Source organism: Nonomuraea phyllanthi (assembly GCF_006334985.2).
GTDB lineage: Bacteria > Actinomycetota > Actinomycetes > Streptosporangiales > Streptosporangiaceae > Nonomuraea > Nonomuraea phyllanthi.
Genome location: NZ_VDLX02000001.1, coordinates 44,555 through 68,993, shown reverse-complemented (window position 1 = coordinate 68,993; position 24,439 = coordinate 44,555). Strand labels below are relative to the sequence as shown.

The window sequence follows — 24,439 nt, the reverse complement described above, 5'->3', positions numbered from 1 at the left end:
CTCTCAGAGGCTCCTTCCGCGCCGGATCACCACGTACGCACCGAGGCCGATCAGGCACCACACCAGCGAGACGGCGGCGAGCTGGGGGAGCTCGGCGAGCAGGTGGCCGGTGTTCGCCGCCTTCATCCAGGCGATGAGCGGGACGGTGAGCCAGCGCAGGGGCGAGGCGCTGAGCAGCAGCATCGCCAGAAACCCGAGCAGCAGCGCCATGATCGAGACGGCCGGTGAGGTGATGACCGCGCGGCTGGTGAGCGCGCCCAGCGCGGTCCCGGTCAGCGCGGCCAGGGCGTAGAGGACCAGGGCGGCGGCCAGCACGCCGGTCGGCGGAGACTGGCTGATGCCGAGCGCGAGCGCCCAGCCCAGGGCCAGTGCCGCGAGCACCGCGCACGCGGCGAGCGCCGCCACCAGCCCCGCCGCCACCTCCCTGCCCCGGCCGCCCGCCTGGATCGCGGACATCTCGCGCTGCCGGTCCGGCTCGGTGTCGAGCAGGCTCCTGGCGGCCCAGGCCAGGACGGGGATGATCAGTACGGCGCCGTCCGTGAGCACGGACGCCTCCTCGCCCCGCGGCGCCCGGCTGCCGTAGAGGATCGCCAGCATGGCCAGGGCCAGCAGGAACGCCTGGTACACGCGGTGCGAGCGGACATAGGCGGCCATCCGGAACGCGGCCAGGGCGATCATCCGGTCTCCTCGATCTCGCGAGCGTGGTAGCCCTCGCCGCGCATCCTGGCGAGGAAGGCGGGCAGCTCGGCCGCGGGCACGGTGACGGCCACGGTGGCGGAGCCTGCCTCAGCAGCGGGTGCGGGTGGCTGGGCGGCCGCCGCTGCGGACACCGCCGGCTGGGCGGGTGCCGGTGCGAATGCGGTGGTGCTCTCCTTGAGGTGGCCGTCCACCAGCGACCACTGGCGTACGGCGGGAAGCGAGCGCAGGCCGCCCTGGTGGTCGCTGGCGATGACCATGCCGCCCCGGGCGGCCACCTCGGCGGCGATCGACGGGAGCGCCGCACGGGTGTCGACGTCGAGCCCGGCGAACGGCTCGTCCAGGAGCAGCAGCCCCGGCTCGGCCATGAGCGCCTGGACCAGCCCGACCTTGTGCGCGCTGCCTTTCGACAGCTCGCCGAGCGGCACGGAGAGCAGATGGCCCATCATGAGCCGCTCGGCCCACGGCTCCCATCGGGCGCCGCCCCGTACCCGGGACATGTGACGCAAATAGGCGGTCACCGTGAACGGCTGCCCGGTCGGGAACCGGTCGGGGGCGAAGCCGACGACCTGGGGGCGGCCGGCGATCGAGCCCGTGCTCGGCCGGGTCAGCCCCGCGAGGAGGCGGAGCAGGGTCGACTTGCCCGCCCCGTTCACGCCGGTCAGCTCGATCACGTCGCCGGGTTCGAGCTGAGCGTCGGCGTCTTCGATGACGAAAGGATCACGTCGTCGGTAGCGGAATGACACCTTGGACAGACGCATGATCCTGTAACGGTATATGTCGGGTCGCATCGTCGTGATAAAGAGCCCCAGAATGAAGTCACCCCCAGCACGAAGGAGTGGGCTTGAATCGCTTTCCGCGCGTCATGGGCATGCGGTCAGGCTATGACCCGGCGGAGGTCGACGCCCTGATCGCACGGATCGAGTCGACGCTGGGCCGGGGCTCGCGCGCCGTGGAGCCCGTCACCGCCGACGACGTGCGCCGCGCCACGTTCCACGCCCGGCGCGGCGGCTACCAGGAGACGGCGGTCGACTTCGCCCTGGAAGCGTTCGTGGTGGCGCTGGAGACCCAGGCCAAGCGGCCGGTACGGCCGGCGCCGGCCCAGCCCACCGGCGAGATGTTACGCGAGGAGTGGTTCGAGACCCAGGCGGCCCGCGTCGAGCGGGTGGCCTTCCGCCCGGGCCGCATGGGCACCGGCTACAACGAGGACGAGATCGACGCCTTCCTCGACCGCATCGTGGCCACCCTGCGCGGCACGACGGACTTCCCGGTGACGGCGAAGGAGGTGCGGGAGGCGAGGTTCGCGACCGTGGTGTTCAGGTCCGGCTATCTGATCTCCGACGTGGACACCTTCCTCGCGGGCATCGCCGACGTCCTCGATCAGCGCCTCTAGGCTTTGGAGACGTCCTGGGGCAGCGGGTCCGAACTCTCGCGACGTCCTGGGGCAGCGCGTCTAGGCCCTCTCGACGGCCGCGAGCAGCCCGCCGAGGTCGCGCTGGACCTGCTGGACGACCTTCTCGTCCCCGGGCGGGTCACCCTGGCGGTTGATCCACACGCGCGGGATGTCGAGCCGGTGCGCGGGGACCATGTCGTGGAAGTAGCTCTGCGCCACGTGCACCCAGGTCGTCGGCTCGTACGTGCACCGGAACGCCTCGAAGTGCGCGTCGGACGGCTTGTAGGCGCCCACGTCCTCGGACGTCACCACCGCGTCGAACGGCACGGGCAGCCGCCGCCGCGTCTCCGCGATGAGGTCGCGGTCGCAGTTGGTGAGCAGCGCCAGGCGCCAGCCCGCCGCGCGCAGCGCCGACAGCTCGGCGCCGACGTCGGGGAAGACCGGCCAGTACGGGAGCGTGGTGGCCAGCACCGAGGCGTCGTCCGCGCCCAGCGCCACCTCCTCGTCGGCGCAGGCCCGGCGCAGCGCCTCGGCCAGCACGTGGCGGTAGCGCGGGGCCGGCGTCTCGGCCTGCACGGCGGCCTCGTGCCGGTTGTACGCCGCCAGCAGCCGCTCCCCGCGGCCGGGAGCGATCAGGTCGGCGCCGGTGCGGATGCCGTGCCGCCAGTCCACCAGGGTCCCGAAACAGTCGAATGTCGCCCATCGCATGTCTCTCATCATGAGGCCCATGGCGATATCCGTGCGTGCGATCGGACCGCGGGATCTCCCGGCGGTGACCCGGGTGCTGACCGGCAGCCGGGGCGGCTCCACCGTGGTGGCGCTGGGCCGGGGAGCCGGCACGGCGCTGCTCGGCGCGGTGCGGGCCGCCGGGGTCGCGAGCGGGGAGCTGCTCCTCTGACGCCGCCGGCGGCCACTCCGGTCAGTGGAGGATCCGGTGGAGCGCGCTCTCCAGGCGGGCGGCGGGCGTGCCCTCCGCGTCAACGGTGTCCGAGCGCCAGGCCACGTATCCGTCCGGCCGCACCAGCACCGCCTCGCACCCGTACCGGGCCTCCCACCACCCCTCCACGTCGGTCGCATCCGTCCCGATCCGGTACGCCCGCACGCCCTCGACCCCGGCGCGCGCCCACTCCTCCCCGTCCGGCCCGCACAGGAGCACGAAAGAGTCGTGGAACAGGTCGTGCACCCCGATCCGCCGGCCGTCCAGGTCGAGCCAGAGGTGCGGCGCCCGGGTGCCGGGCACGGCGCGCGCCGACACCCCGTCGCCGAACACCGGCCCGCCCGCGGCCCCCACCATCGCCGTGGACGTGTACCGCTGGCCGAGGATGGACGTGATCGGGTCCATCGGGTCGTCCTCGGGAGTGGCGCTGAAGCGGGCGTTCTGGCTGCGCACGGTCAGGTCGGACAGCTCCAGCGCCACCGGCCGGCGCTCGGCCTCGTAGGTGTCGAGCAGCGCGTCCGAGGCCCGACCGGCGAGCACGGCCGCGAGCTTCCAGGCCAGGTTGTGCGCGTCCTGCACCGCCGAGTTGGCGCCCAGCGCCTGGGCGGGCGGCCACACGTGGGCGGCGTCCCCGGCGAGGAAGACGCGGCCGGAGCGGTAGCGGTCGGCCACCGCGACCGCCTCCGTCCACGCCGCCTTGCTGACCAGCTCGACCGGGACGTCGCGGCCGATGATCGCCTTGGCGGCAGCGACGCAGCGCTCGTCGGTGAAGTCGCCGGGCGATTCCTTGTCCGGGTCGTACATGAGAGACAGGCCCCAGTGGTCGCGCAGCGCGTGCGTGGTGAACCCGCCGGAGGCGGCGCTGCCGGGCTCGCCGACGATCCAGAACAGGGCCCGCTTGGTGATGATCTCCGACAGGTCGGCCTTGAAGACGAACGTGACGAAGTGGCGGATGGGGCCGGGGCCGGTGCGGGAGATGCCGAGCCGCTCCCTGGTGGCGCCGCCGTAGCCGTCGGCGCCGATCACGTACCGGGCCCTGATGGTGTGCTGCTCGCCGGTGGCGCAGTCCTCCACCACCGCCGTCACGCCGTCGTCGCCGGGCTCGACGGACCGGCACTCCGTGTCGAACCAGAGCTCAGCGCCCCTGGCTCGGGCGGCGTCGATGAGGATCGGCTCCACGGCGCTCTGGTCGGCCAGGCAGAACTCGCCGGCGGTCAGCTCGGGCAGCGTCCGCGGGGAGCCGTCGCCGCCGAACACCCAGTGCCACTCGCCGGTGAGCGTCGCGCAGCGGACCAGGCCGTCCTCCTCCTCGAAGGGGCGGCCGGCCTCGATGACGGCCTGCTCCAGGCCGAGCGGCCGGTAGATCTCCGTGGTGCGCGGGTTGATGCCCCTGGCGCGGCCGAGGACCGAGGCGGCGGGGTGGCGGTCGACCAGCAGGCACGGCACGCCCTGGTGGGAGAGGAAGAGAGCTGAGGCGAGGCCGGCGTAACCGCCGCCGACGATCAGTACGGGGGTTTCCTTCATGACGAGATAGTTGCATTGAGACTAGTTGCTCGTCAACTAGTAGCATCGAAGCTACTATGGGGCGCATGGCTCTCGACCGCGGCTCGCCGCTCGCCCTCACCGTGCTGGCCCTGCTGCGCCACCAGCCGCTGCATCCGTACGGCATCCAGCGCCTGCTCAAGCAGTGGGGCAAGGACCAGGTGGTCAACGTGGGCCAGCGGGCCGGCGTCTACCGCACCATCGAGCGGCTGCTGGAGGGCGGGCTGATCAGCGTCCGCGAGACGGGCCGCGACCAGCAATATCCCGAGCGCACGGTCTACGGGATCACCGCTGAGGGGGAGGCGGCGCTGTACAGGTGGCTGGACGAGATGCTCAGCACGCCCAGGCAGGAGTTCCCGCAGTTCCCCGCCGCGCTGGCGAGCGCGCTCATGCTCGCACCCGACGATCTCGCCGAGGCCCTGGAGCGGCGCGAGCGGGCGGTCGCCAAGACGCTGGGCCACCTGGAGGCAGGGCTGGCCGCCGAGGCCGGGCTGCCGCGCGTCAGCATGCTGGAGATCGAGTACCTCCGCGAGGTGACGGCCGCGGAGCACCGGTGGCTGCGCGCCGTGGTCGACGACCTGCGGTCGGGGCGGCTCACCTGGTCGCTGGAGTCGCTGGAGGAGGCTGCGGCCGCTTGGGAGGCGTCTTCTTGACCTCGTGGTGGCCGGGGCCCTCGTGCCGGTGCAGCAGCGCCACGATCACCGCCGTGACCGGGGCGGCCAGAAACGCGCCCGTGATGCCCGCGATCAGGCCGCCCACCGCCAGCGCCACCAGGATGACCGGTCCGGGCAGCTCAAGGGCGCGGCCGTAGATCTGCGGCGCCAGCACGTGTCCCTCGATCTGCTGCACCGCCACGGTCACCCCGACCACGATCAGCGCCACCAGCCAGCCCTTGGCCACCAGCGCCACCACCGCGGCCAGCAGCCCCGCGATGAACGCGCCGACCACCGGCAGGTACGCCCCCACGAACGTCAGCACCGCCAGCGGCAGCGCGATCGGCACGCCCAGCAGCCACAGCGACAGCCCGATGAAGAACGCGTCCACCAGGCCGACCAGCGCGATCCCCCGGATGTAGCGGCCGACCACGCCGATGATCAGGTCGCCGGTCTCGACGAGGCGCGCCCTGGTCCGTTCGGGCGCGAAGTTCACCAGCCAGCGGAAGAGCCGGTCGCCGCCGTGCACGAAGTAGATGGACAGGATGAACGCGAGCACCGCCCCGACGACGATCTCGCCCACCGTCCTGACACCGGCCAGCGCGCCGGTCGTGATGTCGCGGCCCTGCGTGGCGAAGTACTCCTTCGCCTGCGCGGCGAGATGCCGCGGATCGAGCCCGAACCGGCCGGTCAGGCCGTACAGGTCGTCCAGCACCTTGCCGACGCTGGTGCGCAGCTGGGTCACGCTGTCGATGGTGGGCGGTACCAGCAGCGCGAACAGGCCGGCCGCCAGCAGCAGCCCGCCCACGAACACGATCGCGGTGGACAGGGCGCGGTTGAGCCCGCGGGCCCTGAGCCAGTGGGCGGGCGGCAGCAGCAGCGCCGTGATGAAGACGCCGATGACGATCGAGACCGCCACCGTGCGCACGTGGTAGAGGCAGAAGGCGGCCACCGCGATCACCGCGATCCAACCGAGCAGCCGCCACGGCCCCATCCCCAGCCCCCCGTCGTGCCTGGTCACAGGCCTTCCCCAGGGGGCTGGGCGGCAACCCTCAGGCGGGTGGCGCCAGGTGCGGGTGCTGGGAGCGCTTGCTCTCCTCGTACGCCTCCCGCGCCTGCCGCGTGGCCTCCGTCGTGCCGGTCGCCGAGACGGGCACGTCCCACCACGCCTCGGAGGACGGCGCGTCGTCCGCCAGCGGGTCGGTGCGGACGTAGATCACCGTCGTCTCGGTGGCCGAGCGGGCGGCGTCGAGCGCCTTGCGCAGGTCGCTGACCGACTCGGGACGCAGCACCGACGCGCCCAGGCTCGCCGCGTTGGCGGCCAGGTCGACCGGCAGCGGGCCGCCGTCGCGATCACGGTAGGAGGTGCCGAGCCGCTCCGCGCCGACGCTCTCCGACAGCCGGCCGATGGAGGCGAAGCCGGAGTTGTCCACCAGGACGACGACCAGCTTGACGCCCTCGGAGATCGCCGTGACGAGCTCCTGGGCCATCATCAGGTACGAGCCGTCGCCCACCAGCACGAACACCTCGCGCTCCGGGGCCGCCAGCTTGACGCCCAATCCGCCGGCGATCTCGTAGCCCATGCAGGAGTAGCCGTACTCGACGTGGTAGCTGCCCGGGCCGCTCGGCCGCCAGAGCTTGTGCAGGTCGCCCGGCATCGACCCGGCCGCGCACACCACCACGCCGTCGTCGCCGGCCGCCGCGTTGACCGCGCCGATCACGGCCGACTGCGGCAGCGGCGAGCCCTCCAGCGCGTACGCGGCGTCCACGGCCGTGTCCCAGGCCCGGGTCAGCTCGGCGGCCCGCTCGCGGTAGGCGGCCGGCGTGCCGCCCCAGCCGGCGAACGCCTCGGCCAGGTCGGCCAGGCCCTCGCGGGCGTCGCCCACCAGTTGCAGACCGGACAGCTTGGCGGCGTCGAAGGCGGTGATGTTGAGGTTGATGAAGCGGGCCTCGGGGGCGAAGATCGTGCGGGAGGCCGTGGTGAAGTCGCTGTAGCGGGTGCCGACGCCGATGATCAGGTCGGCCTCGCGGGCCAGCGCGTTGGCCGCCGTGGTGCCGGTGGCGCCGATCGCGCCCACGGCCAGCGGGTGCCCGTACGCCAGCGCGCCCTTGCCCGCCTGCGTCTCGGCGACGGGGATGCCGTACCTCTCGGCGAAGCGCCGCAGCTCCTCGGTGGCCTCGCTGTAGATGACCCCACCGCCCGCCACGATCAGCGGCCGCTCGGCCGACCTGGCCAGCTGGGCCGCCCTGGACACGGCGGCCCGCTCGGGGACGGGCCGCGGGACGTGCCAGACGCGGCGCGCGAACAGCTCGTCCGGCCAGTCGTACGCCTCCGCCTGCACGTCCTGCGGCAGCGCCAGCGTCACCGCGCCGGTCTCGGCCGGGTCGGTGAGCACGCGCATGGCGGCCAGCAGCGCGGACGGAAGTTGTTCCGGGCGGTTGATCCGGTCCCAGTAGCGCGAGACCGGCTTGAAGCAGTCGTTGACGGAGATGTCGTACGAGCGCTGGTCCTCCAGCTCCTGCAGCACCGGGCTCGCGACGCGGGTGGAGAAGATGTCGCCGGGCAGCAGCAGCACCGGCAGCCGGTTGATCGTCGCGGCGGCCGCGCCCGTGACCATGTTGGTGGCGCCGGGGCCGATGGAGGTGGTGCAGGCCAGGGTGGACAGGCGGTTGCCTGCCCGTGCGTACGCGGCGGCCGTGTGGACCATGGCCTGCTCGTTGCGGCTCAGGTGGTAGGGCAGGTCGTCGGCGGAGGTGGCCAGCGCCTGGCCGATCCCGGCGACGTTGCCGTGGCCGAAGATGCCGCAGCAACCGCCGAAGAACCTGCGCTCCACGCCGTCGCGCTCGCTCCACTGGTGGGCCAGGAAGCGCACGACGGCCTGCGCGACGGTCGATCGCGTCATGAGGTCCTCCCGAACGGCAGTCTGGGGTCGATGGGCTGGTCGTTCCAGGACGAGCGGATCCAGGCGTGGCGCGGGTCGTCGCAGAAGGCCATCGAGCGCTGCGCGGCCGGGCCCGCCAGGACGTTCAGGTAGTAGAGGTCGTAGCCGGGCGCGGCCATCGACGGGCCGTGGTAGCCGTACGGGACCAGCACGACGTCGCCGGAGGAGACCTCGGCCAGGGTGTCGATGTGGCCGTGCTCGGAGGAGTAGACGCGCTGGTAGCCGAGGCCCTCGTCGCGCACCTCGAAGTAGTAGATCTCCTCGAGGACCGCCTCGCCCGGGTTGTCGGTGTCGTGCTTGTGCGGCGGGTACGACGACCAGTTGCCGCCCGGCGTGATCACCTCCACGGCCATCAGCTTGTCGCAGTCGAAGACGTCGGGGGCGCAGAAGTTGTTGACCTGGCGGCTGGCCTGACCCGCGCCGCGCAGCTCGACCGGGACCTCGGACGCGGGCACGTAGCGGGCGTCGAGCGCCCGGGTGGCGCGGGCGGACGGCACCGCGATCCGCCCCGTCCCCTGCAGGGTCACGTGCGTAGAAATCGGGATATAGGCGAAATCGGAGGGGCCGTCGAACACCGAGGCGCGCCCGGCCAGCTCGAAGGTGTCCCCCGGGACCGTCCCGGAGATCGTCACCGTGCAGGACCCCGCCAGCGGCAGGACCAGCACCTCCTCGTCGCCCGTGTCGAACGAGACCGGGGCGTCCGCCAGGTCCACGATCCGCAGCCCGGAGTACGTCCACCCCGCCGCCGGCGGGGTGATCTCGACCGACCAGGGACCGCTGGCCGACTTGCCGTAGGGAACGTAGGTCATGAGCGAGCCTCCCGCACCAGAGCCGCGGCGCCGTCCACCGCGGTAGCCACGTCGTCGTCCGGGGGATAGAGCAGGGCGCGGCCCACGACGAGGCCCCGGACCCCGGGCAGGCCGAGAGCGCGGTGCCAGTCGGCGTAGGCGGCGTCGATGTCCGGAGGGTCGCCGCCGAGCAGCAGCGCCGGCAGCGTGGTCGCGGCCATCACCCGTTCCATCTCCGCGATGGCCGGGATCTTGAGCCACGTGTACGCCGAGGTCACGCCGAGCGCCTGGGCGATGCTGATGGCCCGGATCACGGCCTCGGGCGAGAGGTCGTTGCGGACCGCGCCCGACTCCGTGCGCACCGACCAGAACGGCTCCACCATGGCCATCAGGCGGTGGCGGGCCAGGTCGGTGACCGCGTGGGCGCACGACTCCAGCGTGGTGACGGTGGCGTGGTCGCCCGGGTCGATCCGGCAGAGCATCTTGCCGCCGTCGAGGCGCATCGCGTCGATCGAGGCCGCGTCGAAGCCGGTGAATCGGTCGTCCAGCTCGAAGACCGAGCCCTGCAGGCCGCCCCTGTTCATGGAGCCGAAGGCCAGCTTGCCCTCCAGCGCGCCCAGCAGGAGCAGGTCCTCCAGCACGTCGGGCGCGGCCAGGATGCCGTCGACGCCGGGCCGCGCCAGCGCGGTCTGGAGCCGGTCGAGCAGGTCCGTGCGGCTGGCCATGGCCAGCGGCCGGTCGCGCACGGCCAGGGCGCCGCGGGCGGGGTGGTCGGCGGCGATGATGAGCAGCCGCTCGCCCTCGCCGGGCAGGCCGCGCCGCTGCCGGCGAGCCGCCGCCTCGGCGATCTCCTCCGGGCGCGTCGCCCTGATGTGGGTCAGCCGCTCGTAGCCGGCGCTCCTGGGCAGGGTGATGTCGCTCAAGATCCTGCCCCGTTCAGCAGCTCGTCGACCTCCGCCGTGGTCGGCATCGCGTCGGCGCAGGCCAGCCGGGCGGCCACGAACGCCCCCGCCGCGTTGGCGAAGCGCAGGGTGCGCTCCAGCGGCCAGCCGCGCAGCAGCCCGAGACACAGGGCGCCGCCGAACGCGTCGCCCGCCCCGATGCCGTTGACCACCTTCACCTCCACGGGCTCCACCACGACACTCTCCTCGGAGGTGCGCGCGAGCACCCCCTCAGGGCCCATTTTCACGATCGCCACCTTCACGCCCGCGTCCAGGAGGGCCTGGGCGGCGGCCTCCGGGTCGCGTACGCCGACCGCGGTCTCCACCTCGTCCAGATTGCCGACGGCGACGTTCGCGTGCGGGAGCGCGCGCCGCACCGCTTCATGCGCGGCCTCGCGCGACTCCCACAGTGACGGCCGCCAGTCGAGGTCGAACACCGTCCAGCCCGCCTCGCGCACCGACAGGGCGGCGGCGTGGGCGGCGGCGCTGGGCTCCTTGCTCAGCCCGGTCAGCGAGAACCAGAACAGGTCCGTGGCCGCGATGGCGTCGAGGTCGAGGTGGGCAGGGGAGATGCGCAGGTCGGGCGGGTGCTCACCGCGGTAGAAGTAGATCGGGAAATCGTCGGGAGGGAAGATCTCGCAGAACGTCACGGGTGTCGGCGGGCCCTCGATGGTGCTCACGAAGGCGTCGTCCACGCCGAAGCCGCGGATCGCCCGCCGGACGAACTCCCCGAAGGGATCAGCCCCCACGCCGGTGATCACGGCGGGACGCAGGCCGTGCCGGGCCGCGGCGACGGCCACGTTGGTCGGGCTGCCGCCGAGGAACTTGCCGAAGGTCTCGACGTCGGCCAGGCCGACGCCGGTCTGCAGCGGGTAGACGTCGACGCCGGAGCGGCCGATCGTGATCAGGTCGTACACGGCCGGCCGCTCGGCGGGGCCTTCCGCGGTCAGCGGGCTCTGCACCAACGCACCTCCAGGGACGGAAGTTTACCTTCGACACTATGGCATATTGTCATGACATCTGGATGTCCGCTATGTTACCTAATGTGCCCCTACTGAAACCTGTGCGACGCTCATCGCATAGTGTCGGACCGTCTACCCCCGTGATCCGGGCAAAAGTGCAGCATGAGGGCACATCCTCGAAATAACGGGCAGGACTTTACGTCATATGGATGTCATGACATATTGGCCCATGGCTTTCCTCCCCCAAGGAGATGTCGGAGGGTTTGCATGGTAGTGCGGAAGCGGTCTACAGGTGTGGTCGCGGTGCTGGCCGTGGCCGGGCTGGCGCTGGCCGCCTGCGGCCAGTCGTCCGGCGGTGAAAGCGGCGGCACCATCGAGTTGACGATCACCCAGAACGCCATCGCCGGCGGAAAGAACGCCGCAGGCGCGGACTTCATCGCCAACTGGGTGATCCCGAAGTTCGAGGCGGCCCAGAAGGCGAAGGGCAAGGACGTCAAGGTCAAGTTCGTCCCCAGCGGCGTCGACGACGAGCAGTACAAGACCAAGCTCTCCCTAGACCTCAAGTCAGGCAAGGGCGCGGACGTGATGGACATCGACGGCATCTGGGCCGGCGAGTTCGCGGACGCCGGCTACATCAAGCCGCTGGCGGAGGTGGTCGGCCCCGAAGCCGACAGCTGGGACGGCTGGGCACAGATCCCCGAGGCCGTGCAGGGCGCGGCCACGTACAAGGGCAAGAAGTACGCGCTGCCCGTCGGCACCGACGGCCGGGTGCTCTACTTCAACAAGACTCTCTTCCAGAAGGCCGGGCTGCCGGCCGACTGGCAGCCGAAGAGCTGGCAGGAGATCATCGACGCCGGCACGAAGCTGAAGTCCTCGGGCGTCCCCGTGCCGATCCAGATCAACGCCGGCGCCGCGATGGGCGAGGCCACGACCATGCAGGGCGTGCTGCCGCTGCTCGCGGGCGCGGGCGGCGAGGTGCAGCAGGACGGCAAGTGGACCGGCGCCTCGCAGGCGATGAAGGACGCGCTCGGCCTCTACCAGAAGATCTACGGCGGCGGCCTCGGCGACCCCAAGCTCCAGCAGGAGGCCAAGGGCCGCGACAAGTCGTTCCAGCAGTTCGCCGACGGCAAGATCGGCATCCTGATGGAGGGCGACTACTTCTGGCGCGGCGTCGTCAACCCCAAGACGGGTGTCGCCAAGATGGCCGACCGCGACCAGGTCGTCGGCTACGCCATGATCCCGGCCATGGAGCCCGGCAAGGGCATCCGCGGCCAGGACTTCGTGAGCATGTCCGGCGGCGCGCTGCGCACGGTCAACCCCAACAGCGAGCACCCGAAGGAGGCCTTCGAGCTGGCGACGTTCACGCTGTCGCCGGAGGCGCTGAAGGAGGAGACCAAGGACGGCAACGTGCGCATCACGCCGCGCACCGACGTCAACAAGGAGATCCTCGCCGGCGAGCCGCTGCTGTCGTACATCTCGGACAAGGTGCTGCCGCTGACGGCCTACCGGCCGCCGGTCGCGATCTACCCGCAGGTGTCGGTGGCGCTGCAGGAGGCCACCGCCGCGGTGGTGGGCGGCACGGCGCCCGACCAGGCGGCGGCCGACTACCAGAAGAAGCTTGAGGGAATCGTCGGTGGCGCAGGCAACATCGCCTCCTGAGGTAGCCGAGCAAGCCGTCCGGACCCGCCGCTACAGCTCGGACGCGGCGGGTCTGGGCAGGCTGCGGGCCGGGGCCTTCGTGGCCCCCGCCCTGCTTCTCGTCGCGGCCTTCCTGGTCTTCCCCGCGCTCTGGGTGCTCTACCTGGGCCTCACCAACTACCGCCTGACCGGCGCCGCGGCGGCCGAGCCGCAGTTCGTCGGGCTGGGCAACCTCATCGACGCGGTGGTCAACCCGGAGTTCTGGAGCTCCACCTGGCTCACCGTCGAGTTCGTGCTCGGCTCGGCCGTCATCGGGCAGGTGGGGCTCGGCTTCACCATCGCCTGGCTGCTGCGCGACCGGCGCGGGCCGCTGAAGCGGCTGGTCGAGGGCCTGGTCATCCTGGCCTGGATCCTCCCGAGCGCCATCGTGGCGTTCCTGTGGGTGGCGCTGCTCGACCGCGACGCCGGCACGCTCAACGCGCTGCTGCACACCCCCGGCTACGCCTGGCTGCTCGACCACCCCATGCTGTCGATCATCGTGTTCAACACGTGGCGCGGCACCGCCTTCTCGATGATGTTGTACGGCGCCGCGCTCGGCAACGTGCCCCCGTCGCACCTGGAGAGCGCCCGCCTGGCCGGGGCCTCCGGCTGGCAGCAGCTCAGGGACGTGGTGTTCCCGCACATCAGGGGCCACATCCTGACCAACCTGCTGCTGATCAGCCTGTGGACGTTCAACGACTTCAGCCCCTTCCTGCTCACCGCGGGCGGCCCCGACGGCAAGTCGGAGGTGCTGGCGGTGCACGTGTACAAGGTGGCGCTGCAGAGCGGCGAGCTCGGCACCGGCGCCGCGGTGTCCACGATCATCCTGCTGATCAACCTGGTCGTGGCGGTGTTCTACCTGCGGCTGCTCCGGAGCAAGAAATGACGCGGTTCGTGCTGGGCCGGATCGGCTTCTACACGCTGATCGCGGTGCTGCTGGCCTTCTTCACCATCCCGCTGCTGTGGCTCGTCACGGCGCCCTTCACCTCGGACCCCACGTACGAGGTCACGGTGCCCGACTTCACCCTGGACAACTTCCGGGCGGTCGCCGAGCACCCGTACGCGCTGCCGTCGCTCTACAACTCGCTGGTGCTGTCGGTCGGCACGGCCGTCCTGGTGGTGATCCTGGCCGCGCTGGCCGCGTACGCGCTGAGCCGGGTGCGGCTGCCCGGGCGGGACGCGCTGCTCTACGCGCTGCTGCTGCTGTCGTCCATCATCACGGGCACGGCGGCCATGGTGCCGCTGTTCCAGCTCGCGGTGGAGCTGAACCTCATCGACTCCCAGCTCGGGCTGATCCTCATCCTGACCGGCGGGCTGCTGCCGGCGGCGATCTTCATGCTCAAGGACTTCATGGACTCGACGCCGAAGTCGTACGAGGAGTCGGCGCGGGTCTTCGGCGCCACGCCGCTGCAGATCGTGCGGCACGTGGTGGTGCCCCTGGTGCGCCCCGGCCTGGCCACGATCGCGGTCTGGGCCGTGGCCAACGTGTGGGGGAACTTCCTGATGCCGTACCTGCTGCTCAGCGACGTCGAGAAGCAGCCGGCCGCCGTGATCACCTACACCCTGTACACCGAGGGCGGCCAGGCCAACCTCAGCATGCTGTCCACGTTCGGCCTGCTCTACTCGATCCCCGTGGTGCTCATGTATCTGTTCGTCAGCAAGAAGTACGGCTTCCGCTTCCACGGAGGGATCAAGCGTTAATGGCCGCAATCGAACTACGCGGGCTGACCAAGGTCTACCCCGGCGGGGTGAAGGCGCTCGACTCCCTCGACCTGACCGTTCCCGACGGTGAGTTCTTCGCCCTGCTCGGTCCCTCCGGGTGCGGCAAGACCACGCTGCTGCGCACGATCGCCGGGCTGGAGACCGCGACCGGCGGGGCCGTCGTCATCGGCGACAGGGACGTGACCGGCGTGCAGCCCGGCGGGCGGGACATCGCCATGGTCTTCCAGGACTACGCGCTCTTCCCGCACATGGACGTCACCGACAACATCGCCTACCCGCTGCGCATCAAGAAGGTCGCCAAGGCCGCCCGCCGCGACAAGGCCGCCGAGGTGGCCGCCCGGCTCGGTCTGGAGCACCTCATGGACCGGCGCCCCGGCCAGCTGTCCGGCGGGCAGCAGCAGCGCGTGGCGCTCGCCAGGGTGATGGCGACGCAGGCGCAGGCGTTCCTCTTCGACGAGCCGCTGTCCAACCTGGACGCCCGGCTGCGGCTCGAAGCGCGGACGTTCCTGAAGAAGCTCCAGCGCGAGCTGGGGGTCACGACCGTCTTCGTCACCCACGACCAGGCCGAGGCGCTGGCCATGGCCGACAGGATGGCCGTCATGGAGGCCGGGCACATCCGGCAGATCGGCACGCCGGCCGAGGTGTTCCAGCGGCCCGCCAACACGTTCGTGGCCGGGTTCATCGGCTCGACGCCCATGAACCTGCTGGACGGCACCGTGCGTGGTGACACGCTGGACGTGGCCGGGTTCGAGGTGTCGGTCCCGGTCTCGGCCGAGGGCCGGCTGTCCGACGGGGAGAAGATCGTGTACGGGGTGCGGCCCGAATACCTCGCCTACTCGGCCGAGCCCGCGAAGGGCGCGCTGAGCGGCAGGGTCGTCATCGTGGAGAACCTCGGCGCGTCCCATCTCGTGACCCTCGATGCCAATGACGTGACCGTGCAGGCGGTGGTCCCCGAGGGCAGCGAGCCCGCGATCGGCGACACCGGCCACGCGGTGCCCCGGCGCGATCGCGCGCTGGTCTACCGGGACGGAGAGCTGGTGTGAAGGGCCACTGGAGCCTGGACGACCGCCTGGAGCGGATCCTGCGCGAGGTGCCGTTCGAGGTGCCCGCGGGCACCGCGGCGGTGTCCGTGCGGCTGTCGTACGACAGGTCGCAGGGCGTCATCGACCTCGGGTGCGGCGCGCCTGACGGGTTCAGGGGCTGGTCGGGCGGCGCGCGCGACGAGTACACGATCACCACCGGCTGGGCGACCCCGGGCTACCTGCCGGGCGAGCCCGAGGCCGGCACGTGGCACGTGTGGCTGCGCCTGCACCGCATCCCGCCGCAGGGGCTCGACTACACGCTGGAGATCACCACCTCGCCCACCGCCCCCGCCGAGCCGGTCGTGGAGGAGCCGCCGCACGGCGAGCGCCCGCCCCGGCGCGACATCCCCGCCGTCGACGGTCTGCGGTGGTACGCCGGGGACTTCCACGCCCACACGCTGCACAGCGACGGCACCCTCACCATCGCGGGGCTGGCCGAGCTGGCCCACGGGCGCGGGCTCGACTTCCTGGCCGTCACCGACCACAACACCGTCAGCCACCACCCCTGGCTGGGCACGATCGACCGCGAGATCACGCTCCTCCCCGGCCAGGAGGTCACCACCGACCGGGGCCACGCGAACGTGTTCGGCGACGTCGGCTGGGTCGACTTCCGGCAGCCGGTCGACTCCTGGGTCGAGCACGCCGAGCGCGCGGGCGGGATCATCTCGATCAACCACCCGCTCGGCGGCGACTGCGCCTGGCTGCAGCCGCTCAGCCGCCGGCCGCGCGTGGCCGAGGTCTGGCACTCCGGGTGGTGGGACCGCCGCTGGGGCGCGCCGCTGGCCTGGGCGGACGCCTGGCGCGACGACGTGATCGCGATCGGCGGCAGCGACTTCCACCGCCACGGCAACGACGGCCTGCCCGGCGCGCCGACGACCTGGGTGCTGGCCGAGGACACGAGCCGCGTGCTGGACGGCGTCCGCGCCGGCCGCACCGCCGTCTCCGCCGCTCCCGACGCCCCGCTGCTGCTCAGGCTGGGTGACGAGCTGCTCGCGCTGGACGCCGACGGCCTGGTGCTGGTGCGTCCTGACGGCTCGCGGCAGGTCGTCCGCGGCGACCGCGTGTTCCTGCGCGCCATGGACGGCCGGCACCGACTGGAAACGTACGAGAACGAGGTGATCGCGCTGTGCGCGTGAAGGTTGCCAACGCCCCCGTCAGCTTCGGCGTGTTCGAGCTGAGCGACGCGCCGCCGCCGCTGAGCGCCGACGAGATGGTGCAGGCGCTGGCCGACGCCGGCTACGAGGGCATCGACCTCGGCCCGCTCGGCTACCTCGGCACCGGCCCCGAGCTGGTGGAGCGGCTGGGCGACATGGAGCTCGCCGGCGGCTGGGCCGACCTGCGCTACAGCGACGCCGAGGAGTTCAGGAAGGGCCTGCCCGCGCTGGACGCCACGCTGGACGTGTTCGCCTCCGCCCCCGGCGACCCGCGGCCCACGCTGGGCTGCTCGGGCTCGCCGGAGCGGTTCGCGCGCCCCGGCGGGAGCGTTCCAGGGCTCGCGGCGTCCGAGTGGCCGGCCTACGCCGCCCGCGTGCAGGAGGCCGCCGACCGGTGCCGCGAGCGCGGGTTCGAGCCGGCCTTCCACCACCACCTGGGCACCTACGTCGAGACCCCGGACGACGTGGAGCGGCTGCTGGAGCTGACCGACGTGCAGCTCTGCCTCGACACCGGCCACCTGCTGCTGGCAGGCGGCGACCCGGTGACGGCGCTGCGCGACTGGTCGAGCCGGATCGGGCACGTCCACATCAAGGACGGCGACACCAAGACCCTGGCCACGGCCCTGGCGGACGGCGTCGACCTGCGCGAGCTCATGGGCCGCGGCGGGTTCCCGCCGCTCGGCGAGGGCGAGCTGGACCTGCCCGCCGTCGTGCGCACGCTCGGCGAGACCGGCTACGCCGGGTGGGTGGTCATCGAGCAGGACACCCTGCCGGGCCGCCGCACCGTCGCCCAGAACATCGCCGACCAGGCCGCCAACCGCCGACAGCTGAAGGAACTGGGACTGTGAGAATCGCGCTGGTGGGATGCGGCGCCGTCACGCAGGCGGTGTACGTGCCGCTGCTGTCGCGGCGGCGCGACCTGTTCGAGGTGGCCGCGGTCTGCGACCTGTCGCGGACGCTGGCCGACGCCGTGGGCGACCGGCTGGGCGCGCCGGGCCGCTACACGGACGTGGCGGAGATGCTCTCCGCCGGGGGCTTCGAGGCCGTGCTCGTGCTGGCGTCCGGCTCGCACGGGGAGACGGTGGGCCGCGCGCTGTCCGCCGGGTACGCCGTGCTCTGCGAGAAGCCCCTCGCCCTGACCAGGGCCGAGGTGGCGGCGCTGCCCGAGGGCCCGCTGATGGTGGGCTACATGAAGCAGTACGACCCGGCCGTGCGCCGGGCCGAGGAGCTGCTGGCCGAGCTGGGCGGCCCCGAGGTGATCAGGTCGGTCGAGGTGAGCGTGCTGCACCCGAGCGGGGAGTCGCAGCTGGCGTTCGCCAACCTGACGCAGGCGCGCGACGTGGACCCCGGGCTGATCGACTCGTTGCGGGCGGCCGAGCGCGACCTGGTCTCGAAGGCGCTGGGGGAGTCGGCGCCGGAGTCGGTGCGCGGCCTGTACGGGGTGACCATGGGCTCCATCTGCCATGATCTGTCGCTCTTGCGGCGCTTCACCGGCTCTCCGACGGACATCTCGTACGTCGAGAGGTGGGGCGCCGAGCCCGGGTCCATCGAGATCAGCGGCGCCCTGCCCGTCCGGGGCAGGTTCGCGATCCGCTGGCACTACCTGGAGGACTACCCGGCCTACCGCGAGACCGTGACCATCCATCACGACAAGGGCTCGCTGGAGCTCGTCTTCCCCTCGCCCTACCTGATGAACGCCCCCACGGTCCTCACCGTGGTCTCCGGGGCCGAGAGCCGCACGGAGCACCGCGACGTCACCGAGGCGTTCGAGGTGCAGCTGTCCGCCTTCCATGCTTTCGTGAACGATGGCAAGCCGCCGCTCACCGACGCGAACGGCGGGCTGGAGGACATCGTGACGGCCCAGCGAATCGCGGCCCGCTTCGCCGTACAGCATGATCTGCCCATCGGAGGTGAGGCCGCATGAGCGCCGAGATCGTCGTCGTCCCGCACACGCACTGGGACCGCGAGTGGTACGAGCCGTTCCAGCGGTTCCGGCTGCGGCTGGTGGCGCTGATGGACGAGGTGCTCGACACCATGGAGCGCGAGCCCGCCTACCACTTCACCCTCGACGGGCAGCTGGCCTGCGTCGACGACTACCTGGAGGTGCGGCCGGAGAACCGCGACCGCGTCGCCGCGCTCGTCGAGTCGGGCCGGCTGGCGGTGGGGCCGTGGCAGATCCTGCTGGACGAGTTCCTGTGCTCGGGCGAGAACATCGTGCGCAACCTGGAGCTCGGCATGGCCAGGGCCGACAAGCTCGGCGGCGCGATGCCGGTCGGCTACCTGCCGGACATGTTCGGGCACACCGCTCAGATGCCACAGATCCTGCGCAAGGCCGGGCTGCTGCACGCCTGCGTCTACCGGGGCGTGCCCTCCTCGGTCATCACCGACGCCTTCGCCTGGGTCGCGCCCGACGGCACGGCGCTGCGCACGCAGTACCTTCCTGCGGGCGGCTACGGCAACGGCGCGCACCTGTTCTCCGACCCCGACGGGCTGGCGGAGCGGGCGGCCGCGTTCGTGACGACCATGCGGGAGTGGCACGGGCCCGAGGGGCCGCTGCTCGCGATGTACGGCACCGACCATTCGGCGCCGGTGCGAGGCCTGCCGGAGATGGTGGCCGCGATCGGTGCCCGAATGGACACCTTGTCCGGATATATCGGGACCAATTCGGGTGACACTCAGGGGCTGCCGCGCGTGGCGGGCGAGCTGCGCTCGCACGCGCGGGCCAACATCCTGCCCGGCGTCATCTCGGTCCGCGCCCACGTCAAGCAGGCCATGGGCCGCGCCGAGCGCATGGTCGAGCGCTACGCCGAGCCCCTCGCCACCCTCTGGGGCGGCGAGTGGCCGGGCCGCTTCCTCGACATGGCGTGGTGGCGGCTGGTGGACGCCAGCGGGCACGACTCGGTGACCGGCTGCGGCGTGGACGACACCGCCCAGCAGGTGGCCGCGCGCATCGCCGAGGCCGAGCATCTCGGGCAGGCCGTGCGCGACATGGTGACCGCCCGGCTGGCCGCGTCCGTGCCGAACGACGCGGTGCTCGTCGTCAACCCCACGCCCGCCCCGCGCAGCGGGGTCGTCGTCGTGGACGTGGCGGGCACGGGCCCGCTGGTGGACCCGTCGGGCGCGCCGGTGCCCGCGCAGACGCTGGAGTACGCGGGCACGCTGCTGCTCGACGAGGAGATGGACCCGGCGCTCGCGCTGACCTTCGTGCACGGCACCGAGCTCTACGGGCAGCAGATCACCGGCTGGTCGGTCGAGGGCGAGACGCTGACGTTCACGGTGGCGCGGGAGACGACCCTCGCCTTCGACGTGGACGACGTGCGCGACGCTCTCGACGGCGTCAGCCGGGTGCGCATCCTCGCCGAGCCGAGGCGCCAGGTCGCGGCCCTGGTCGAGGTCCCGCCGCTGGGCCACACGAGCCTGCGCCCCGCCCCGCACGAGCAGGTGTACGGCACGGCCGCGGACGAGCGCCGCCCCGGCGAGCACGACCCGGCCTGCCCGAACGGCCCGGGAGCGGCCGTCGCGCCGGTGCGCGGCGACGGGAACGTGCTGGACAATGGCCTGCTGCGGGTCGAGATCGCCGAGGACGGCACGCTGACGCTGACCGGCCGGGACGGCACCACGGTCACGGGCGCGGGCCGCGTCGTGGACGGCGGCGACGTGGGCGACACCTACAACTACGCGCCCCCGGCCGGCGACCTGATCGTGTCGGAGCCGTCGTCCGTCGAGACCGAGCTGATCTGCTCCGGTCCCGTGCTGGCCGCGGTGGACGTGCGGCGCGCCTACCGGTGGCCGGCGTCCGGCGAGGGCATCGACGGCGCTCCCGAGCTGCCCGCGCCCGCGCGCTCCTCGCGTACCGAGGACGCCGTCGTGACCACGCGCGTCGAGCTGCGCGCCGGTGAGCCGTACGTGCGCCTCCACGTCACGTTCGACAACCGGTGCGAGGACCACCGGGTGCGCCTGCACGTGCCCCTGCCGTCCCCGGCGTCGGAGTCGCACGCCGAGGGCCAGTTCGCGGTCGTGACCCGCGGGCTGACCTCCGAGGGCGGCTGCGGCGAGACGCCGCTGCCCACCTTCCCCGCCTCGTCGTGGGTGGCGGCCGGCGGCGTCGCGGCGCTGCTGGAGCACGTGACGGAGTACGAGCTGGTGGACGGCGAGCTGGCGCTCACGCTGCTGCGCTCGGTCGGCTACCTGTCGCGCAACCGCAACGCGCTGCGCCCCGAACCGGCCGGCCCGCAGCTGCCCACCCCCGCCGCGCAGTCGCGCGGGGTGCGCTCGGTGAGCCTGGCGCTCATGCCGTACGACGGCTCGTGGGAGCAGGTGGTCCCGCACGCCGAGACGTTCCGCCACGACCTGCTGGTGACGGCGGGGCAGGGGAAGCGCGAGCTGGCGCTGCCGTCCCCCGCGACGGGCCTGTCGGTGACGGGCGACGGCGTGACGATGACCTCGCTGCGGATGCGCGACGACTGGCGCGAGCTGCGGGTCGTGGCGCTGACCCCGGGCGGCACGGAGGCCCTGATCGAGGGCGCGTTCACCGAGGCCAGGCACGCCGACCTGCGGGGCCGGCCCGGCGAGTCGATCCCGGTCACCGGTGGCGTCGTCCGCCTTCCGCTGGGGGCCTGGGAGATCGCGACCATCCAGCTCAGGGCGTAGAGAGCCGGTTGATCCACCACCATCGGTGGCGCGGGGCGGACCCCGCGCCACCGATGTGTTCTAACGGGCCGTCCCCGGGACCGGCGGTCAGCGGGTGCCCCAGGAGTAGGTCTGCTTGCGCAGCTTGAGATAGACGAACGACTCCGTGGCGCGCACGGCCGCGATGGCGCGGATCTTGCTGAGGATGTCGAGCAGGTGCCCGTCTCCCTCGCAGACCACCTCGACGATCACGTCGAAGGAGCCCGCCGTGAGCACCACGTAGTCGATCTCGTCGATGGCGGCCAGCTCGTCGGCCACCGCCTCCAGATCGCCCTCGATGTTGATGCCGATCATCGCCTGGCGGGGGAACCCGAGCGTCAGCGGGTCGGTGACCGCGACGATCTGCATGACGCCGGCGTCCTGCAGCCGCTGGACCCGCTGGCGTACCGCGGCCTCCGAGAGCCCGACCGCCTTGCCGATCGCCGCGTACGGCATGCGCCCGTCGCGCTGGAGCTGTTCGATGATCTGCTTCGAGAGGTCGTCGAGCACCACGGTCCCGGAGCCTGCGTTGGTGCGGCGTACGCGTGGCGGCGTGGTCATCGACAGCGATCCTCCTAGCGGCACGGCGTCACGGGCGCGTTCCCGCTGGGTTGCCGTCCCGGTGCGACATGTTGTCAGTTCCTGGCGGTCTGTCAAGCGAATTCGTAGCAATTTGATATCTTCACCACGAAATCCCTTGTCGAGATGCAACTGCTCTGTCAGAGTCGCGGCATCTCAGCCACCCGCTAAGGAGGGCGAATGAGCATCCGTCTGCAGAACTACATCAACGGTGAGTTCGTGGACGCGAAGAGCGGCCGATTCTCCGACATCATCGACCCGTGCACGGGCGAGACCTATATCCAGGCGCCCGTCTCGGGCCCCGAAGACATCGACGCCGCCTACGCTGCGGCGGCCGCCGCCTTCGAGTCGTGGGGTGCGACCACCCCCGGCGAGCGGGCCGGTCTGCTGCTCAAGGTCGCCGACGCGATCGAGGCGCGAGCCGATGAGATCAACGAGGCCGAGTGCCGCAACACCGGCAAGCCGCGCGCCCGCATGGCCGAGGACGAGACCCCGGTCGCGGCCGACCACTTCCGGTTCTTCGCGGGCGCGGCGCGCACGCTGGAGGGCCCCACGGCCGGCGAGTTCCTGGCCGAGCACACCAGCGTCATCAGGCACGAGCCGATCGGCGTGATCGGGCAGGTCACGCCGTGGAACTACCCGATGATGATGGCGGTCTGGAAGATCGCCCCCGCCCTGGCGGCCGGCAACACGATCGTGCTCAAGCCGTCCGACACCACGCCCGTCTCGACGCTCAAGCTGGCCGAGATCCTCGGCGAGGTGCTGCCCGCGGGCGTCTTCAACGTCGTCACCGGCGACCGCGAGACCGGCGCGCTCGTCGTCGGCCACCCGACCGCCGCCATGGTGGCGATCACCGGCTCGGTCGGCGCGGGCATGTCGGTCGCCAAGAGCGCCGCCGACGACCTCAAGCGCGTGCACCTGGAACTGGGCGGCAAGGCCCCGGTCGTGGTGTTCGAGGACGTCAAGGACCTGCGCAAGGCCGCCGCGGACATCGCCGTGGCCGGCCTCTACAACGCCGGCCAGGACTGCACGGCCGCCTGCCGGGTGCTCGTGCAGGAGAGCGTGCACGACGAGTTCGTGGCCGCGCTGACCGAGGCCGCCGCCGGCACCGTGACCGGCGACCTGACCAACGAGGACGCCCTCTACGGGCCGCTCAACAACGAGAACCAGCTCGCCAGGGTCCAGGGCTTCGTCGAGCGGGCCCCCGCCCACGCCAAGGTCCTCACCGGCGGCCAGCGGGTCGGCGACAAGGGCTACTTCTTCGCGCCGACGATCGTGGACGGCCTCAGGCAGGACGACGAGATGGTGCAGAACGAGGTCTTCGGCCCCGTGATCACCGTCCAGACGTTCAGCGACGAGGCCGACGCGCTGGCCAAGGCCAACGACGTGAAGTACGGCCTGAGCGGCTCCGTCTGGACCTCCGACCACGGCCGCGCCATGCGCATGTCCAACCGGCTCGAGTTCGGCGTGGTCTGGGTCAACACGCACATCCCGTTCGTCTCGGAGATGCCGCACGGCGGCTTCAAGCACTCCGGGTACGGCAAGGACCTGTCGGTGTTCGGCCTGCACGACTACACCAGGGTCAAGCACGTCATGCACTACATCGGCGAATAGGACGACCCGAGGATGGCTGAGCTGAATGCGATAGAGCTTGAGGACGTCGTCAAGGAGTACGTCACGCATGGCGAGGTCGTCCAGGCGGTCAAGGGAGTCACGCTGGACATCGCCGAGGGGGAGTTCTTCTCCCTCCTCGGCCCGTCCGGGTGCGGCAAGACCACGACCATGAGGATGATCGCCGGGTTCGAGCCGCCCACGAAGGGCCTCGTGCGGCTGCACGGCCAGGACGTCACGAACGTCCCGCCCAACAAGCGCGACGTCAACATGGTCTTCCAGTCCTACGCGCTGTTCCCGCACATGAGCGTGTGGGACAACGTGGCGTTCGGGCTGAAGCAGCGCCGTACGCCGCAGGAGGAGATCAGGCGGCGGGTCGGCGAGATGCTGGAGATCGTCGACCTCACCGGCCGGGAGAGGCGCCGGCCGCGCGAGATGTCCGGTGGCCAGCAGCAGCGCGTGGCGCTGGCCCGCGCGCTGGTCAACCGGCCGCGCGCGCTGCTGCTCGACGAGCCGCTCGGCGCGCTCGACCTCAAGCTCCGCCAGGCCATGCAGATCGAGCTCAAGCGCATCCAGCGCGAGGTCGGCATCACGTTCGTGTACGTGACACACGACCAGAACGAGGCGCTGACCATGAGCGACCGGATCGCGGTCATGAACGACGGCCTGGTCGAGCAGCTGGCCGGGCCGCGCGAGGTCTACGAGCGGCCGGCGACCGCGTTCGTGGCGGGCTTCATCGGCACCTCCAACCTGCTGGCGGGCGCCGCGAAGGGCGGCGTGCTGGAGATCGGCGGGGGCCGGGTGCTGGTGCCGGGCCGCGACGGGAACGTGACGGTGACCGTACGGCCCGAGAAGATCGTCATCGGCACGGAGGAGCCGGGGCCGGACCTCAGCGCCGTGCGCGGCACCGTGGCCGAGGTGGCCTACCTCGGCACCTACAACAGCTACGCCGTAAGCCTTGCCGACAAGGCGGAGATCACGGTGTTTCAGCAGAACGCGAATGACGCCACGGTCACGGCGGAGCGGGGGGACTCCGTGTGGCTGTCGTGGCAGGCTCAGCACTCGTATGTGATGGAGAGTTGATAGCACGTC

23 protein-coding genes are annotated in these 24,439 nt (G+C 71.9%); 13 read left to right on the top strand and 10 right to left on the bottom strand.

The annotated features are described in order from the left end of the window. Window positions 1-3: 3 nt before the first annotated feature. Together FH608_RS00295 and FH608_RS00290 are read right to left on the bottom strand one after the other, a co-directional pair. Complete coding sequence (locus tag FH608_RS00295; protein WP_139627698.1) at window positions 4-678, bottom strand: hypothetical protein; 675 nt, start codon at window positions 676-678, stop codon at window positions 4-6. Beyond that, window positions 675-1,457, bottom strand: a complete 783-nt coding sequence (locus FH608_RS00290; RefSeq protein WP_139627697.1) for an ABC transporter ATP-binding protein — start codon at window positions 1,455-1,457, stop codon at window positions 675-677. Before FH608_RS00290 ends, FH608_RS00295 begins: the two co-directional genes overlap by 4 nt. 83 nt (window positions 1,458-1,540) lie before the next feature. On the opposite strand from FH608_RS00290, the gene FH608_RS00285 reads away from it, so the two are divergent. Beyond that, complete coding sequence (locus FH608_RS00285) at window positions 1,541-2,089, top strand: DivIVA domain-containing protein (protein ID WP_139627696.1); 549 nt, start codon at window positions 1,541-1,543, stop codon at window positions 2,087-2,089. Between the two features lie 60 nt (window positions 2,090-2,149). Here FH608_RS00285 and FH608_RS00280 read toward each other — a convergent pair whose 3' ends face one another. Further along, on the bottom strand, window positions 2,150-2,797 hold the full coding sequence (locus FH608_RS00280) for an HAD-IA family hydrolase (protein ID WP_139627695.1): 648 nt from the start codon (window positions 2,795-2,797) through the stop codon (window positions 2,150-2,152). Between the two features lie 19 nt (window positions 2,798-2,816). Here FH608_RS00280 and FH608_RS51180 point away from each other — a divergent pair, with 19 nt between their 5' ends. After that, window positions 2,817-2,987, top strand: a complete 171-nt coding sequence (locus FH608_RS51180) for a hypothetical protein (RefSeq protein WP_193318164.1) — start codon at window positions 2,817-2,819, stop codon at window positions 2,985-2,987. Window positions 2,988-3,008: 21 nt separating this feature from the next. Here FH608_RS51180 and FH608_RS00275 read toward each other — a convergent pair whose 3' ends face one another. After that, complete coding sequence (locus tag FH608_RS00275) at window positions 3,009-4,550, bottom strand: FAD-dependent monooxygenase (RefSeq protein ID WP_139627694.1); 1,542 nt, start codon at window positions 4,548-4,550, stop codon at window positions 3,009-3,011. Between the two features lie 65 nt (window positions 4,551-4,615). Between FH608_RS00275 and FH608_RS00270 the strand changes: the two genes are divergently transcribed. Further along, window positions 4,616-5,221: a PadR family transcriptional regulator gene (locus FH608_RS00270; protein ID WP_226898822.1), complete on the top strand. Its 606-nt coding sequence runs from the start codon at window positions 4,616-4,618 to the stop codon at window positions 5,219-5,221. On the opposite strand, the gene FH608_RS00265 is transcribed toward FH608_RS00270, so the two are convergent. From FH608_RS00265 to iolC, 5 genes are read right to left on the bottom strand one after another with little or no spacing between them, the layout of a single operon-like run. Beyond that, window positions 5,163-6,242: an AI-2E family transporter gene (locus FH608_RS00265; RefSeq protein ID WP_226898821.1), complete on the bottom strand. Its 1,080-nt coding sequence runs from the start codon at window positions 6,240-6,242 to the stop codon at window positions 5,163-5,165. The two genes, FH608_RS00270 and FH608_RS00265, sit on opposite strands and share 59 nt — an antisense overlap. Window positions 6,243-6,273: 31 nt before the next feature. After that, entirely contained in the window at window positions 6,274-8,124 is a 1,851-nt protein-coding gene (gene iolD, locus FH608_RS00260) for a 3D-(3,5/4)-trihydroxycyclohexane-1,2-dione acylhydrolase (decyclizing) (protein ID WP_139627692.1), read from the bottom strand. Continuing rightward, window positions 8,121-8,972 carry a 5-deoxy-glucuronate isomerase gene (gene iolB, locus FH608_RS00255; RefSeq protein ID WP_139627691.1) on the bottom strand — a complete coding sequence of 284 codons (852 nt, stop codon included), beginning with the start codon at window positions 8,970-8,972 and terminating at the stop codon, window positions 8,121-8,123. The genes iolD and iolB overlap by 4 nt, the downstream gene beginning before the upstream one ends. Further along, window positions 8,969-9,874, bottom strand: coding sequence for a Cgl0159 family (beta/alpha)8-fold protein (locus tag FH608_RS00250; RefSeq protein ID WP_394367645.1), 906 nt, complete (start codon window positions 9,872-9,874; stop codon window positions 8,969-8,971). Before FH608_RS00250 ends, iolB begins: the two co-directional genes overlap by 4 nt. After that, on the bottom strand, window positions 9,871-10,854 hold the full coding sequence (gene iolC / locus FH608_RS00245) for a 5-dehydro-2-deoxygluconokinase (RefSeq protein ID WP_226898820.1): 984 nt from the start codon (window positions 10,852-10,854) through the stop codon (window positions 9,871-9,873). The genes FH608_RS00250 and iolC overlap by 4 nt, the downstream gene beginning before the upstream one ends. A gap of 267 nt (window positions 10,855-11,121) precedes the next feature. Here iolC and FH608_RS00240 point away from each other — a divergent pair, with 267 nt between their 5' ends. Genes FH608_RS00240 through FH608_RS00205 form a run of 8 tightly spaced genes read left to right on the top strand, consistent with a single transcriptional unit; the run spans window position 11,122 to window position 21,139 of the window. Then, window positions 11,122-12,513 (top strand): extracellular solute-binding protein, encoded by a 1,392-nt coding sequence (locus FH608_RS00240; protein ID WP_226898819.1) that lies wholly within the window; start codon window positions 11,122-11,124, stop codon window positions 12,511-12,513. Beyond that, window positions 12,488-13,417 carry a carbohydrate ABC transporter permease gene (locus FH608_RS00235; RefSeq protein ID WP_139627690.1) on the top strand — a complete coding sequence of 310 codons (930 nt, stop codon included), beginning with the start codon at window positions 12,488-12,490 and terminating at the stop codon, window positions 13,415-13,417. Before FH608_RS00240 ends, FH608_RS00235 begins: the two co-directional genes overlap by 26 nt. Beyond that, on the top strand, window positions 13,414-14,232 hold the full coding sequence (locus FH608_RS00230) for a carbohydrate ABC transporter permease (RefSeq protein ID WP_139627689.1): 819 nt from the start codon (window positions 13,414-13,416) through the stop codon (window positions 14,230-14,232). Before FH608_RS00235 ends, FH608_RS00230 begins: the two co-directional genes overlap by 4 nt. Further along, on the top strand, window positions 14,232-15,296 hold the full coding sequence (locus tag FH608_RS00225) for an ABC transporter ATP-binding protein (protein WP_139627688.1): 1,065 nt from the start codon (window positions 14,232-14,234) through the stop codon (window positions 15,294-15,296). Before FH608_RS00230 ends, FH608_RS00225 begins: the two co-directional genes overlap by 1 nt. Further along, window positions 15,293-16,471, top strand: coding sequence for a CehA/McbA family metallohydrolase (locus tag FH608_RS00220; protein WP_139627687.1), 1,179 nt, complete (start codon window positions 15,293-15,295; stop codon window positions 16,469-16,471). Before FH608_RS00225 ends, FH608_RS00220 begins: the two co-directional genes overlap by 4 nt. Then, complete coding sequence (locus tag FH608_RS00215) at window positions 16,462-17,337, top strand: TIM barrel protein (protein WP_226898818.1); 876 nt, start codon at window positions 16,462-16,464, stop codon at window positions 17,335-17,337. Before FH608_RS00220 ends, FH608_RS00215 begins: the two co-directional genes overlap by 10 nt. Then, the gene (locus FH608_RS00210) at window positions 17,334-18,413 is read left to right on the top strand and encodes a Gfo/Idh/MocA family protein (RefSeq protein WP_139627686.1); all 1,080 of its coding nucleotides are present in this window, start codon (window positions 17,334-17,336) and stop codon (window positions 18,411-18,413) included. Before FH608_RS00215 ends, FH608_RS00210 begins: the two co-directional genes overlap by 4 nt. Next, window positions 18,410-21,139 carry a glycoside hydrolase family 38 N-terminal domain-containing protein gene (locus FH608_RS00205; RefSeq protein WP_139627685.1) on the top strand — a complete coding sequence of 910 codons (2,730 nt, stop codon included), beginning with the start codon at window positions 18,410-18,412 and terminating at the stop codon, window positions 21,137-21,139. Before FH608_RS00210 ends, FH608_RS00205 begins: the two co-directional genes overlap by 4 nt. Window positions 21,140-21,226: 87 nt before the next feature. On the opposite strand, the gene FH608_RS00200 is transcribed toward FH608_RS00205, so the two are convergent. After that, the gene (locus FH608_RS00200; RefSeq protein WP_139627684.1) at window positions 21,227-21,718 is read right to left on the bottom strand and encodes an Lrp/AsnC family transcriptional regulator; all 492 of its coding nucleotides are present in this window, start codon (window positions 21,716-21,718) and stop codon (window positions 21,227-21,229) included. Window positions 21,719-21,916: 198 nt separating this feature from the next. Here FH608_RS00200 and FH608_RS00195 point away from each other — a divergent pair, with 198 nt between their 5' ends. Together FH608_RS00195 and FH608_RS00190 are read left to right on the top strand one after the other, a co-directional pair. Next, window positions 21,917-23,350, top strand: a complete 1,434-nt coding sequence (locus FH608_RS00195) for a gamma-aminobutyraldehyde dehydrogenase (protein ID WP_139627683.1) — start codon at window positions 21,917-21,919, stop codon at window positions 23,348-23,350. 12 nt (window positions 23,351-23,362) lie between these two features. Further along, window positions 23,363-24,430: an ABC transporter ATP-binding protein gene (locus FH608_RS00190; RefSeq protein WP_139627682.1), complete on the top strand. Its 1,068-nt coding sequence runs from the start codon at window positions 23,363-23,365 to the stop codon at window positions 24,428-24,430. The last annotated feature ends 9 nt before the right edge of the window (window positions 24,431-24,439 follow it).

What these genes read in the sequence shown, in the direction of transcription:
- FH608_RS00280 (WP_139627695.1), bottom strand. Translation starts at nt 2,797, where the DNA reads ATGCGATGGGCGACATTCGACTGTTTCGGGACCCTGGTGGACTGGCGG.
- FH608_RS00200 (WP_139627684.1), bottom strand. Translation starts at nt 21,718, where the DNA reads ATGACCACGCCGCCACGCGTACGCCGCACCAACGCAGGCTCCGGGACC.
- FH608_RS00195 (WP_139627683.1), top strand. Translation starts at nt 21,917, where the DNA reads ATGAGCATCCGTCTGCAGAACTACATCAACGGTGAGTTCGTGGACGCG.
- FH608_RS00225 (WP_139627688.1), top strand. Translation starts at nt 14,232, where the DNA reads ATGGCCGCAATCGAACTACGCGGGCTGACCAAGGTCTACCCCGGCGGG.
- FH608_RS00230 (WP_139627689.1), top strand. Translation starts at nt 13,414, where the DNA reads ATGACGCGGTTCGTGCTGGGCCGGATCGGCTTCTACACGCTGATCGCG.
- FH608_RS00205 (WP_139627685.1), top strand. Translation starts at nt 18,410, where the DNA reads ATGAGCGCCGAGATCGTCGTCGTCCCGCACACGCACTGGGACCGCGAG.
- iolD (WP_139627692.1), bottom strand. Translation starts at nt 8,124, where the DNA reads ATGACGCGATCGACCGTCGCGCAGGCCGTCGTGCGCTTCCTGGCCCAC.
- FH608_RS00295 (WP_139627698.1), bottom strand. Translation starts at nt 678, where the DNA reads ATGATCGCCCTGGCCGCGTTCCGGATGGCCGCCTATGTCCGCTCGCAC.
- FH608_RS00190 (WP_139627682.1), top strand. Translation starts at nt 23,363, where the DNA reads ATGGCTGAGCTGAATGCGATAGAGCTTGAGGACGTCGTCAAGGAGTAC.
- FH608_RS00290 (WP_139627697.1), bottom strand. Translation starts at nt 1,457, where the DNA reads ATGCGTCTGTCCAAGGTGTCATTCCGCTACCGACGACGTGATCCTTTC.
- FH608_RS00275 (WP_139627694.1), bottom strand. Translation starts at nt 4,550, where the DNA reads ATGAAGGAAACCCCCGTACTGATCGTCGGCGGCGGTTACGCCGGCCTC.
- FH608_RS51180 (WP_193318164.1), top strand. Translation starts at nt 2,817, where the DNA reads ATGGCGATATCCGTGCGTGCGATCGGACCGCGGGATCTCCCGGCGGTG.
- iolB (WP_139627691.1), bottom strand. Translation starts at nt 8,972, where the DNA reads ATGACCTACGTTCCCTACGGCAAGTCGGCCAGCGGTCCCTGGTCGGTC.
- FH608_RS00270 (WP_226898822.1), top strand. Translation starts at nt 4,616, where the DNA reads ATGGCTCTCGACCGCGGCTCGCCGCTCGCCCTCACCGTGCTGGCCCTG.
- FH608_RS00240 (WP_226898819.1), top strand. Translation starts at nt 11,122, where the DNA reads ATGGTAGTGCGGAAGCGGTCTACAGGTGTGGTCGCGGTGCTGGCCGTG.